10 protein-coding genes are annotated in these 12963 nt (G+C 69.0%); 1 reads left to right on the forward strand and 9 read right to left on the reverse strand.

The features are described from left to right. Nucleotide 1: 1 nt before the first annotated feature. The 8 genes from ACWDXS_RS01205 to ACWDXS_RS01240 all read right to left on the reverse strand — a co-directional run bounded on the left by ACWDXS_RS01205 (nt 2) and on the right by ACWDXS_RS01240 (nt 10552). Nucleotides 2–1444 (reverse strand): serine/threonine-protein kinase, encoded by a 1443-nt coding sequence (locus ACWDXS_RS01205; RefSeq protein WP_449960743.1) that lies wholly within the window; start codon nt 1442–1444, stop codon nt 2–4. Beyond that, nucleotides 1431–2969 carry a serine/threonine-protein kinase gene (locus ACWDXS_RS01210; RefSeq protein ID WP_449960746.1) on the reverse strand — a complete coding sequence of 513 codons (1539 nt, stop codon included), beginning with the start codon at nt 2967–2969 and terminating at the stop codon, nt 1431–1433. Before ACWDXS_RS01210 ends, ACWDXS_RS01205 begins: the two co-directional genes overlap by 14 nt. Before the next feature lie 5 nt (nt 2970–2974). Continuing rightward, nucleotides 2975–4174, reverse strand: a complete 1200-nt coding sequence (locus ACWDXS_RS01215) for a DUF7373 family lipoprotein (protein ID WP_449960749.1) — start codon at nt 4172–4174, stop codon at nt 2975–2977. Then, nucleotides 4171–5640, reverse strand: a complete 1470-nt coding sequence (locus ACWDXS_RS01220; RefSeq protein WP_449960752.1) for a serine/threonine-protein kinase — start codon at nt 5638–5640, stop codon at nt 4171–4173. Before ACWDXS_RS01220 ends, ACWDXS_RS01215 begins: the two co-directional genes overlap by 4 nt. A gap of 280 nt (nt 5641–5920) precedes the next feature. Continuing rightward, a complete protein-coding gene (locus tag ACWDXS_RS01225) occupies nt 5921–7027 on the reverse strand; it encodes a saccharopine dehydrogenase family protein (RefSeq protein ID WP_449960755.1) in 1107 nt (368 codons plus the stop codon). Further along, nucleotides 7024–7788 carry an alpha/beta fold hydrolase gene (locus ACWDXS_RS01230; RefSeq protein WP_449960758.1) on the reverse strand — a complete coding sequence of 255 codons (765 nt, stop codon included), beginning with the start codon at nt 7786–7788 and terminating at the stop codon, nt 7024–7026. Before ACWDXS_RS01230 ends, ACWDXS_RS01225 begins: the two co-directional genes overlap by 4 nt. Continuing rightward, nucleotides 7785–9305 carry a flavin-containing monooxygenase gene (locus tag ACWDXS_RS01235; RefSeq protein WP_449960761.1) on the reverse strand — a complete coding sequence of 507 codons (1521 nt, stop codon included), beginning with the start codon at nt 9303–9305 and terminating at the stop codon, nt 7785–7787. The genes ACWDXS_RS01230 and ACWDXS_RS01235 overlap by 4 nt, the downstream gene beginning before the upstream one ends. Further along, entirely contained in the window at nt 9305–10552 is a 1248-nt protein-coding gene (locus ACWDXS_RS01240) for an NADH:flavin oxidoreductase/NADH oxidase family protein (protein WP_378989689.1), read from the reverse strand. The genes ACWDXS_RS01235 and ACWDXS_RS01240 overlap by 1 nt, the downstream gene beginning before the upstream one ends. Nucleotides 10553–10657: 105 nt before the next feature. Between ACWDXS_RS01240 and ACWDXS_RS01245 the strand changes: the two genes are divergently transcribed. Next, the gene (locus ACWDXS_RS01245; RefSeq protein WP_449960764.1) at nt 10658–11254 is read left to right on the forward strand and encodes a TetR/AcrR family transcriptional regulator; all 597 of its coding nucleotides are present in this window, start codon (nt 10658–10660) and stop codon (nt 11252–11254) included. A 106-nt stretch (nt 11255–11360) separates the two neighbouring features. Here the strand turns inward: ACWDXS_RS01245 and ACWDXS_RS01250 are convergent, their stop codons facing one another. Next, nucleotides 11361–12944 carry a succinic semialdehyde dehydrogenase gene (locus tag ACWDXS_RS01250; RefSeq protein ID WP_449960767.1) on the reverse strand — a complete coding sequence of 528 codons (1584 nt, stop codon included), beginning with the start codon at nt 12942–12944 and terminating at the stop codon, nt 11361–11363. Nucleotides 12945–12963: the final 19 nt, after the last annotated feature.

Below are 12963 nucleotides of genomic sequence, written 5' to 3' on the forward strand. Positions count from 1 at the left end.
ACTACCCCTGTCCCAGTGGCGCATCCGGCCACCAGCGTTGCCACAGCACCGAACCCGAGGTGCCGCCGGAGATGCGCAGCTTGCAGAACTGGCGGTCGGGCCCATCGAACATCACGTCGAGCCGACCGATGAGCGCGCCCTCGTCGCCGGTGATGGTTCCCCATCGCACCTTTCCGCTCGCACCGTCGCGGGTCCACAGTTCCTCGCCCTCTACAGCCAGATTCGCTGTCCACGCCGGAATCTGGGTGCGATCGGACCGGCAGACGACCGAGAGCGTTTCGACGGGGTTCCGGTCACCGAGGCAGAGCACCCCGCCGATCTCGACCTGCTGATCGAGCGCGAGCGCATTGCCGTCCTGGTCGACGTGTATGCAGCTGTTGACGTCCTGGTATCCGACGGCCAGCGGTGCGACCGGCAGCAGGTTCGGCAAGGTCTCGGCGGCCAGCGCGGCCGCGCCCCATGCGTCGGAGTTGGTGGCGACCCGGGCAGGGGCAGCCGAATCGGGATCGTCACCGGCGAACCCGATGACAAGCGAAATCGCCACCGCCACGGCCACTACGGCTGCGATCGCCACGCCGGTCGGCAGTCGGCGCGGCTCGGCAGCGGCTTCGGGTACGCAGGCCGCCCGCGCGGCAGCAGCCAGTTCACCGCAGCTCTGATAGCGCTGCGCGGGGTCCTTGGCCAGCGCCGTGGCGATCACCGCGTCCAATTCGGCCGGTACCCGGCCGTTTTCGCGTGACGGCCGAGGCGGTTCGTCGGACAGGTGCGCGTACATCACCGCCGCGGGACTGCTGCGCGAGTACGGGACCGTCCCGGTGAGCAGCTGGTAGAGCGTGCACCCCAGCGAGTACACATCGGCGCGATGGTCCACCGGGTCGCCGTTGATCAGCTCGGGCGCGGCGTAGGCCAGTGTCGCGGTGAATCCGGCACCCTCGGCGAGAGTCCCGTCTGTCTCGGCGGTGCGGGCGATCCCGAAGTCGGTGACCAGCACCCGATCCGGTTGGCCCGGTTCCGCGGTGAGCAGCAGGTTCGCTGGCTTCACGTCGCGATGCTGCAGGCCGACCCGGTGGATCTCGTCGAGACCGTTCGCCGACTCGGTCACGATGCGCAGCGCCCGCTCGACCGGAACGGCGGTCTCCTGCCGGATCAGCTCGGCGACATCGCCACCGTCGACGAACTGCATCGCGATCCACAGGCGGCCGTCCTGCTCGCCACGATCGCGGACCGCGACGACATTGGGATGTTGTAGCCGCACAGCGACTTCCGCTTCGCGCAAGAACCGCGCGCGGAATTCCTCGTCGTCGGTGTATCGGTCGGACAGGATCTTCAGCGCGTCGTGTCGGGGGAGCCGGGGGTGGTGCGCGAGGTACACCTCGCCCATGCCGCCGGCGCCGAGCCGCCGTTCGATCCGGTATCCGGCGAACTCGTCGTCAGAACGGAGCATCTGGCCACCACCGGTCGTAGAGTTCCTGGCCTGTTGTCGCGCCGATCACGACGACCATGCAGAAGTTTCGGGATGGCTCGTCGAATCCGACCCCGACCAAGCCGAGATCGCCGGTGGACACGGTCATGGTCGACCAGGTCACCCGGCCACGCCCGGTAGCGCGTTCCCACTTCTGGTCGCCGAGAACCACGGCACCCGGTTCGTTCACGAGGATGAAGGGGTGCCGGTTCGTCGAACAACGCACGTCGACATCGCGGATGGGGTCGTTGTTGCCGGTGCAGGTGATGCGGGCGACTTCGTCGGGCATCAGATTCAGGTCGGCGGCCGCACCGGTGTTCAGGCCCATGGCGGCGCATCGAATGCCCTGATGTCCGGTTCGGGTCGGGGTAGCAGGCAGCAGCCCGGGCAGCGCATCGGCGATGAAGGCGTACCGCCCCCAGGTCACCCCGGCACTGCTGGTCGGCGTGGCGGGGCTCGCGGTCGAATCGTCGGGGTCGCGGACGAGTGCCGCGGCGACGGCGAGTGCCAGCACCAGCATGATGACGGCGCCGGCCATGGCGGCATACCGCAGCCGTGAAGTCTGTTGCTGCGGAGGCTGTTTCGGGGCGGGCACGACGGGGCGATCGGTGCTGGGCGAGGGCGGTGCGGGCGGTGCGCCGGCGACCACGGTGTGATCCGCCGCCACGCCGAAGGCGCCGGCGGCCGCCGCGGCCAGTGCGCCGCACGACGAATAGCGCTCGTCGGGGTCCTTCGCCAGCGCGCGGGCCAGCACCGCGTCGATCGCGGGCGGCAGTTCCGGCCGAAGGGCCGTAGCCCGCGGCGGCACCGCCATCAGATGCGCCTGCATCACCGCCACCACCGAATCGCGGGGGAACGGCTTCGTACCGGTGAGCAGTTCGAACAGCGTGCAGCCCAGAGCGTAGACATCGGCGCGATGATCCACGCGCTGTTCGGTCAGCAGTTCCGGCGCCGCGTAGGCCAGCGTCGCCACCACCGTTCCGACCGCGGTGAGCGCGGTGCCGTCACCGGCGGCCCTGGCGATGCCGAAATCGGCGACCAACACTCGATCCGGTGCGTCCTCGACCGGCTCGAGCAGGATATTGGCCGGTTTCACATCGCGGTGCAGGAGGCCGTGGCGGTGCGCCTCGTCCAGCCCGCGCGCGGTCTCGGTGACGATGTGCACGGCCCGCGGCGGCGGTATCGGTGACTCGTGGCGCAACAACGCGGCCACGTCGGTCCCCGCCACGAACTCCATCGCGATCCACAACTGGCCCTCGTGCTCCCCGCGGTCGTGCACCGAGACGATGTTCGGGTGATCGAGCCGGGCGGTGAGTTCGGCCTCGCGCAGGAAGCGCGCCCGGAACTCCTCGCCCGCACCGGCGTTCTCGGGCAACACCTTGATCGCATCACGGCGGGGCAGCCGCGGATGCGCGGCCACATACACCGTGCCCATGCCGCCGGTGCCGAGCACCCGCTCGATCCGGTAGCCGGCGAAAACGGTTCCCGGGGGAAGGGTTTCGGTCATCGCCTCTACTCGCTGTTCACCAGCAGCGCGTACTGCGCCGCCGCTCGTTGCTGGACATCCTGGTAGTCCCGGCTGAAAACCAGCGCGACGTAGCGGCCGTACTTCAGGCGGCAACTGAACTTGGTGATCGGCGAGTCTCTCGTCGACTCCGCGCAGTTGATGTCGACCATGCCCTTCGGTGGCGGAACCGCGAGCTGGTCGTTGTTGTTCGGCAGGTCGGCGAAGAACGCGGCCGCTGTCGCCGCGTCGGCGAAGCGCATCAGGCGGTCGTACCGGTTCAGGCTGACCAATTCGGCGACCTCGCGGCTGGGTTGGTAGAAGTGGCCCGCACGCGGACCGAGAACGATGCCGCGCGCCTGCAGCAGGCTTTCCCACCCGGCGACCTCGCTGAAGTCGCCGAGAATCACCACCGGAAACGGCCACCGCCCCGGTGCTTCGGGCACCATCCGTCCCAGCATGCCGTCACGGTCGAGGGGCAGGTTGGCGAACTGCTCGGGCGGTGTGAGCGCGACATCGCGCAGCATCGGGCGCTGTTCCTCGAAAGCCCTGCCCGCCAGCGTTGTCAGGGCGGCGAGGTCGGGCGAGGTGTGCCCGGCCATGACCGTGACGACGAACGAGTCCACGGCCATCGTCGCCGCCAGCGTCGGAACCGTCGGACGCCAGTGCGCGCGAGCCGCCGGGTGCCCGGGGATCGTGACAGCCACATTGTCCGGGCTCACCGCCGCGTCGGCGGAGTCGATCTCCTGCGCGGCCAGTCCCGCGGCTGCCGCATCGGGAAATCGCAGCAGCGTGAGCTGCAGAATCCGGCTGCTGCCGATCGAGAATTGGGTGGAAGCATCGGTGGCGCCGACGGTGTAGCCGGCCAGCATGCCGTGACGCTCCAGGACCGCGCGCACCGGATTGGCCAGCAGCGCCGCCGCTTTCGCGGCGGTCGGCAGGGGGTCCGAACCCGATCGTGAGCGGGGCACGGTCAGCGCCGGGTCGACCCTGGCCGGATTGGCGATGGCCTCGCCGAGCCGAACCGATTCGACCACGCGCCCGTGATACTCGCTGCCGCGTTCGGGCGCGCGCAGCGGGAAGCGGCTGTAGGGGCCGACATCGAGGGTGGCGGGATCCGGCACGGGCATTGGATCACCGGTCATCGCGCAGCCCGAGACCGCGGCGAGGATCACAGCGAGCGCGAGAGCCAGGGGTGCGAGTCTCACAGCGGTGCCTCCGTCCACCAGGCGGCCCGCAGCTCGGTGCCGTCCCGCGCGCCGGTGACGACGATGTAGCAGAAGCTGCGGTCGGGATCGTCGAAGTACAGCCGCAGGTAACCCGTCAGCTGCGGGGCCTTGTAGAGGTCGAGATAGGTTCCCCAGTGCAGGTTTCCGTGGCTCGACGGCCTGGTCCACTGTTCGTCGCCCTCGGCGCGATCGTAGGTGGGCGGCGGGGCGATCGGGGTGCGGTCGGCGTTGCACACGAGTTCGATCGTCTGCACCGGTTCACGATTGCCGAAACACATGATCCGGCCGGTCGGGACGAAGACGTCGACGGGCAGGTCTTGCAGCTGTGCGTCGGAGGGCCTGCACCCCCACATCTCCTGATACCCGGTCCCGAACTGTGAGGCAGGCAGCAACTCCGGAAATGCCTGCGCGACATAGGTGTACGCACCCCAGGACACCGGGTCGACCGCGGTTTGCGGTCCGAGCGCGATCGCGGTCGGCGCGTGTTCGGTGGAACCGGTTCGGCTGACACCGAGCACCGCGGCCGTCAACGCGATCAGGACAGCGGCGGCCAGCGCGCCGTAGACGAGCGGGCGCCGCCGGACGGGAGCCCGGACCGCTGCCAGCCGGACCGTCCCCTGCGCGGCGGCCGACGCGGCGGCGGCCAAGGCGCCACAGGTCGGATACCGGTCGCCGGGGTTCTTCGCGAGCGCGGTCGCGATCACCTGGTCGAATCCGGGTGGGAGCCCGGGCTTGTCGAGTGTCGGCGGGGCTTCGTTCAGGTGGGCGTACATGACCGCGGCCGGGGTGTCGCGGGGGAACGGCACCGACCCCGTCAGCAGTTCGTAGAGCACGCAGCCCAGCGCGTACACGTCGGATCGGTGATCGATCGCCCCGCCGTTGATCTGCTCGGGTGCGGCATAGGCCAGGGTCGCGCTGAGCCCGGCGCCGGTCGCATCCGTGGGCGCGTCGGCGGGTCTGGCGATGCCGAAGTCGGTGATCAGCACCCGGTCGGGGCGGCCGTCCTGTTCGGCGACAAGGATATTGGCCGGTTTCACGTCGCGGTGCAGCACACCTTTGCGATGCAGCAGGTCGAGTCCCTTGGCGGCCTCGGCGACGATCCTGACCGTCCGCTCCAGCGGCAGCGCGCCCGGTCCACGGCGGATCAGCTGGGCGAGGTCGACACCGTCGACATACTGCATCGCGATCCACAACCGGCCGCCGTGCTGACCGCGATCGCGCACCGCGACCAGGTTGGGGTGGTTGAGCCGGGCCGCGATCGTGGCCTCACGCAGGAAGCGCTCGCGGAACACCGCATCGCCGGAGTGCCTGTCGGACAGCACTTTCAGCGCGTCCTTGCGCGGTAGCCGCGGATGCTGGGCCAGGTAGACCGTGCCCATACCGCCCATGCCGAGGCGCCGCTCGAGGCGGTACCCGGCGAAATCCATGCCCTCAGAAACAGTCAACCGTCGTGCTTCCCGAACCTATCGGCGCCGGGACCCTTCCGGCGCAAGTCGACCGACCCGTGGTCGACCGGCCGACTATAACCCGACTGGCGGTTGGGTTACCGGGGGACAGTCGAGCTACCGGTTCCCCCGGTAGTCGACAAGCAGGACAGCGGTTTACGACGCGGCACAGGACATCGTGCCCTGCCCGCTGACGTTCGATCACGATCATCGGAAGCCCTCCTCGCCACGCCGACGCGAAGCGCCTGCTGCATGGTTAGACGAGACGACCGAAGCGAATTCATCGCCGGCCCGATCCGACCGGTCGCAGCCCGACCTCGGCACAGCCCTGGAGCAGCGTGTCGAAACCGAATGCTTCAACCGGACCGACGACACCGTTGGCGCGAGGTGTCGTTGTAGCCAGTTGTTGGGCGGCCCAGGCCATGAGTTCCCCGGTCAAGCTGTAGGCGCTGGGGCCTTCGACGTGGACTTCGGCAGGGCGCGAGCCCTCGGAGGTGGCGACCGCGACGACATGTGAGCGCGTGCGTGCGCGCTCGTCGGCGTCGGGGCCGCCGGGCGGGCCGATCATCGGACGGGTCAGCGCATCGATGAGCCTGCGCCCCAGCGGGATCCGCGCTGTCAGGGCGGTGATCGCCGACAACGCCACGAGCGGGCGGCTGAGCGCGGGGAACCAGCCGTTGTAGACGGTCACGGAATCTAGGGTGGGGAGGTCGAGCGGTAGGAAGAGGACCTCGGTGCCGGAGACGAGTGTGGCGTTGCGACGCCGGCCGTGCACGTCGAACCCGCGAACCCGCGAACCTGTTCGCTCCTGGATGAGCTCACCGCGGCGTCGGCGCGGCGCGGGCAGGGTGAGACCGTCACGCAGGGTGGTGCGGGTGCCGTGACTGAGCCCTCGGCACAGGGAACCGATGGCGAAATAGCCGATGTCGACCGAGCGCACAGTGGGGCCCGCCTGCCGCGCCGCCAGGGTCGCGGCGAGCATGCCGGGCACATAGTCGTAGCCGAACGCGGGCAGCATCACCGAACCGGTCTCGCGGGCCAGCTCATGCAGTTCGCGGCGCAAATCGAGCACGAATCCGACCTCGCCGGTGGAGTCGATGTAGTGCGCGCCGGACTCCGCCGCGGCACGGGCGACGGCATAGCCGAAGCGTTCGAACGGTCCGACGGTGCTGATGAGTACGTCGCCGCGATCCACGAGGTCTGCGACTTCGGCGGAGTCGGTGACATCGACGACGGCGTACTCGAGGCCGTGGCGGTCGGCGATCGCGGCGAGCGCCTCCCGATTGCGTCCGGCCACAACGGGTTCGATCCCGCGCCGCAGTAGCGCGTCGAGGACGAGCCCGCCGGTGTAGCCGGTGACGCCGAGCAGCACGATACGACCGGTCATCGAGATTCTCCTTCGGAGCGAGGTATGCCCGTGATGCGGGTGATCAAGTCCCCGACTTCGTCGGGTGCTTCCCACTGCGGGGTGTGCCCGGTGCCAGTCAATACGGTGGTGCGTACGTGGCCCAGGTCGGCGAATTCGTCGGTGGGCAGGGCGAGGCGGGCATCGAGGTGGCCGAAGACCAGCTCGGTCGGGATCGGTAGGTTGCGGAGGCGGTCGGCGAGTGGGCGAGCGCCGAGATAGCTGTCGATCGCCCGCGAACTGCGGACGAAATTGCGCCTGCCGCGTGTTCGCGCGTCGGTGATGAACTGGTCCGGCACGGTGGCACCGGGAGCGAAGGCGCTGCGTTGTGCGGTGCGCTGCTGTTCGCCGGAGGCGAGGGCCCACATCAGCTCACCCACTCCGGGCATCGCCAGGGCGCGCTCGACCGGCCCACGTGCGGTCAGCCGAGCAGCGCGTGACCACGGCGGGCACAACAGCACCAACGCGCAGACCAGGTCGGGACGACGCTCGGCCAGCGCGGTGGCGACCAGTCCGCCACGGGAGTGGCCGACAACCACGGTCCGCGTGTCGAGCAGGGCGGCCACGTCGCCGGCGTCGTCGCCGATCGAGCCGCTCGAGTCCAGCTCGACGGCGACAATCCGCGTCATGTACTCGAGCTTCGGCACGACCCGGTCCCAGGCGCGGTGGGAGCCGGCGAGACCGTGGACCAGGACGACCGTCGGCAGGCCAGGGTTGCCAGTGAGCACTGCGCCCGCGCTCACGACAGCACCGTCGCCTCGCGTCGCCGCATCAGATGCTGGGTGGGGTCGAAACGTAGTGTGCGGCGCCGGAAGTCGAAGGTCGAGCCGGGCCAGATGTTGGTGTTGCGGCCGTCCTCGTTCAGATACCAGCTGGTGCAGCCGCCACTGGTCCACACCGTGCCCTCACCGAGGCGTTCGACATCGTCGGCGAACTCCTGCTGGGCTCTGGCGGTCGGTTCGACGGCGGCCAGCTCGTGCTCGGCCGTATAACCGACGGCGCCGGCGATGTAGTTGGCCTGGGATTCGAACATGTGGATCACCGAGGTGTGGCCGAGACCGATGTTCGGGCCGTGCATGAGGTACATGTTCGGGAAACCCGCGACGGAAGTGCCCAGGTACGCGGTCGGGCTCGTGCCCCACACCTGGGCCATCGTGCGCCCGTCGCGCCCATGGGTGCGATCGGTCAGTGGCAGGCGCGAAGTCCGGAATCCGGTCCCGAAGATGATGACGTCGACCTCGTGCTCGGTCCCGGCGTCGTCGACCAGTCCGGTTGCGGTGATCTCCCGGATTCCCGCTGTTTCGAGCGCGACGTTGTGCCGGTCGAGGGCGCGCAAATACTCGTCGGAGATGAGCACCCGTTTGCAGCCGAACCGGAAGTCGGGCACCAATTTCGCGCGCAGCTGCGGGTCGCTGACCTGTGCCGCGAGGTGGCGACGCGCACCGCGTTCGGGCAATGCCATGAGCGCGGGATTGCGGAAGGCCACCACCTGCCACTCGCGTCGTAGATACAGGCGCAGGCGCTCGAGCCGCTGGATCGCGGGCAACCGGCGATACAGCAGTCGGCGCAGCGCGCTGATGGGTCGATCGTGGCGCGGGACCACCCACGCCGGTGTGCGCTGGAAGACGGTCATCCGCGCGACATCAGGTGCGATCGCAGGGACGAACTGGACCGCCGAGGGGCCTGTGCCGATCACGGCGACCCGCTTGCCGGTGAGGTCGACCTCGTGATTCCACCGGGCGGAGTGGAAGCTCACGCCCTCGAAACGATCCAGCCCCGGAATCGCAGGGACGAGGGGGTCGGCGAGTGCGCCGGTCGCCAACACCACATGGTCGGCGGTGCGTGGCCCGTGTGCGGTCTCGAGCCGCCACCGCTGCGCGGCGCAATCCCATTCCAGCCTCGTGACCGCGCAGTCGAGTACCAAGTGCGCGCGCAAACCCTGCGAGTCCACGACGTCTCGGAGATAGGCGAACAACTCGGGCTGCTCGGCAAAGGTATTGCGCCAGTGTGGATTCGGCGCGAACGAGAACGAGTACAGGTTGCTCTGTACGTCGACTGCCGCGCCGGGGTAGTTGTTGTCACGCCACACACCGCCCACCTCACCGGCGCGTTCGAGCAGGACGACATCGGCGAATCCCGCCTGCCGCAGCCGCACGGCGGCGGCGATCCCGCCGAAGCCGGTGCCGACGATCGCGACATGATTGTGGGGGATGGGAGCACCGTGGGGGTCAGCGTGCTCCCGGGTGGTGGTCGATGACATCACTTGGCGGCCAGCCACTTCGAGTAGCTGCGCAGTGCGCGGGTTTGCACGCGCTGGTCGGCCAGCATGGCCAGCGCAGGGCTGACATCGATCGCGGGATCGGCGCCGGTGGCCATGCGCCGCATCTGGTAGCGGACCATCGCCATCTCGGTCGCCGAAGCCAGCGCCTTGTCCGTCCAGGTCACCGCTTTCATGGTCCTGGGGGCTTCGCGTCCCTCGCGCCAGCGGTGAGGCAGATCGGGCGTAACCGCGAGTGCTGTCGCCATGCCGATCAGCGCGACCTTGTTGTCCAGCACTCGTTCGGCGGTGTCCCGGCGCGAGATGCCGCCGGTCAGCATGAGCGGCAGGGCGCTGGTCGCGGCCAGTTCCGCGGCCAGTTCGAGGAAGTAGGCTTCGCGTGCGGCGGTGCGTCCGTCGGCGGGTCGGCCCGACATCGCGGGGCTCTCGTAGCTGCCACCCGATACCTCGACCAGGTCGACACCGAGCGAGGCGAGCATGCCGATCACCGCGTGCGCGTCGTCGGCGTCGAAACCGCCGCGCTGGAAATCCGCCGAATTCAGTTTCACCGCCACGGCGAACGTCGGCGATACCTCGGCGCGAATGCCGCGCACGATCTCGGTCAGCAGCCGGGCGCGGTTCTCGAGTGAGCCACCCCATTCGTCGGTGCGATCGTTGACCAGCGGCGAGAGGAACTGCGACAGCAGATACCCGTGTGCGGCGTGAACTTCCACGCCGTCGAAGCCGGCTTGTTCGGCGCGGCGGGCGGTGGTGACGAAACGCCCGATGGTCTCGTGGATCTGCCGGGCAGTCATCGCCACCGGCTGTCCGAAACGCTTGGAGTGACGCCCCAATTCGACCGCGATGTTCGACGGACCCCAGACCACGCCGGGCATGCGAGCCTGCACCTGACGGCCGGGGTGGCTGATCTGCATCCACATGGCCGCGCCTGCCGCCTTGCCTGCCTGCGCCCATGCCGTGAACGGCGCCAGCGGCGCCTGCGCGTCGAGCACGATGCCGCCCGGCCCGGTCAACGCCTCGGCGTGCACCATCACGTTTCCGGTGATCAGGAGCCCGGCGCCGCCAGCGCCCCACCGCCGATACAGCGCGATGAGGCGCTCGTCGGGAAGTTGGGACTTGCCCGCCATTCCCTCCTCCATCGCAGCCTTGGCGATCCTGTTCTGCAGGACCTGGCCGGATCGCAACCGCAGAGGCGAGAACACCTCGCCCGAGTCCGCACCGCTCGCCATTGTTCGCTCCTTTCGGCACGCATATTGACACTGCTTACATTCGCGTGCGGAGCCCAACGGTAGAGGTAAATGTAAGCAGTGTCAACACTTGCTAGATTTGTTTCCATGGCAATGTCGAACACGTCGTATCACCACGGCGATCTACCCAGCGCGCTCGTGCGCGCTGCCGTGGAGCTCCTCGAGGAGGATGGCGCGGCAGACCTCTCGCTCCGGGCGGCCGCCCGCCGTGCCGGGGTGTCCACGGCCGCGCCGTACCGTCATTTCGCCGATCGCGACGCACTGCTGTCGGCCGTCGCCGCGGTGGGCTTTCGTGAGCTGGCCGAACAGCTGGTCGCCGCGAGCGCGGAGCCGAGCACGCCCGAGGATCTCGCGACCATCGCTGTGGCCTATGTTCGATTCGCCTTGGCGCGGCCCGCGTTGTTCCGGGTCATGTTCTCGGACCCGTGCGATCCGACCAGTCCCGAACGCGTGGCCGCGACCACGGCGATCCACGACTACGTCCAGGCGATCGTGCGGAGGATCTATCCCACCGCCGACGAGGAATCGCTGACCAACGCGATGTGGGCTCTGGTGCACGGTCTCGCGTTCCTCTATCTGCAGGGCAAGTTCGATGCCGCCGCCGACGCGGAACTCGAAAGTCGTATCCGCGGTACGGTGTTCGCGGTCGTCGAACTCCCGACGCTGCCGTCCGCGCACGGCTGAGCGCCGCCGCCGAGCGCTCAGCGCGGATGCGGACAGCCGTGTTGCGGTGAGGAACCAAGCGCTGCGCGACGGTGAATCGGCGCCGCGCCCCGGTGTTCACCCGATCTCAGCGGGCACCCACCTTCTTCATGCCCGCGAGCACGGTGGTCAGAGTGGTCGCCCACGCGCTCCGTGACAGACCTGCCGGTGTGTCGAAGCCGAGGAGGCGCTGGTGTGCGATCGTCTGCGGCTCCGTGTATTTCAGCATGCCGTCGGCGCCGTGCCTGCGGCCGAGCCCGGAATCGCCCATGCCGCCCATCGGCGAATCGACGCTGCCCCACGCCGCAGCGTAGGCATCGTTGACGTTGACCGTACCCGCGCGCACCCGGGCCGCAACGGCCCGGCCGCGGGCGCCGTCGCGGGTCCAGACGCTGGCATTGAGACCGTAGGCGGTGGCGTTGGCCCGCTCGACGGCCTCGTCGATATCGGCGAAGGGGTAGATCGACACCACCGGCCCGAACGTTTCGTGGTCGTAGAGCGTCATTTCCGGGGTGACATCGGCGAGGATGGTCGGTTCGTAGAACAGCGGCCCGAGATCGGGTCGCGCCCGGCCACCGGCCAGCACAGTGGCGCCCTTGGCGACCGCGTCCTCGACGTGCGCGGTGACGGTATCGAGCTGGGACCGGTTGGTCAGGCAGCCGACGTCGGTGCTGTAGTCGTAGGCGGCACCGATGTTCATCGCCTTCGTCCGCTCGACGAACGCGGCCACGAACTCGTCGCGGATCGCCTCGGCCACATACATCCGTTCGATCGACACGCACAGCTGCCCGGTCGAGGAGAAGCACGCGGACACCGCACCGTCGGCGGCACGATCGATATCGGCGTCGTCGAGGACGATCATCGGGTTCTTGCCGCCGAGTTCGAGAGAAGCGCCGATGAGACGTTCGCCCGCGTCGCGGGCGATCCGGCGACCGCTGGCGGTGGACCCGGTGAACATCAGGTAGTCGGCGTTGTCCATCAGCGACGTGCCGATCGAGCTGCCACGGCCGACCACCATCTGCCACACCCCGCTCGGCAGACCCGCCTCGTGCATCAGATCCAGGGCCCACAGCGCGGTGAGCGCGGTCTGGGTGTCGGGCTTCTGTACCACCGCGTTGCCGGCCAACAGCGCCGCAATCGCGTCTCCGGCCCCCATACTCAGCGGATAGTTCCACGGCGAGATCACAGCGACGACACCCTTCGGATGGTGCAGCTCGGTGGTGTGGGTCAGGATCGGTATGGCGCCCCGGCGACGCTTGGGAGCGAGCAGCCGTGCGGCGCTACGGGCGTAGTACCTGGTGGCGATCGCGATGTCGGTGACTTCCAGGAACGCGTCGCTACGAGTCTTACCGTTCTCGGCCTGGATGAGGTCGAGAACCTCGGCCTGACGTTGCAGTAGCAGGTCGTGGAACCGCAGCAGGATCGCCTTGCGCCTGGCCACCGGCATTGCGGCCCACGAGGTTTGGGCCGTGCGGGCACGCGCGAACGCCGCCTCGACGTCCTCGGGAGTCGAGACGGGCAGCGTGGCCAGCGGGTTGCCGGTATAGGGGACCGTGGTCGTCACCTGTGTGGCGTCCGGACCTGCCGCGATCCGTGCGGTCAACCGGTTGATCTGGGCCGGGGACAGGGAAGGCGGCAGGCCCTCGGTTCGGGTGGCGTGGTCGACAGACATGAAAGCTCCATGGTTTCGG

This window comes from Nocardia sp. NPDC003183 (assembly GCF_053590715.1).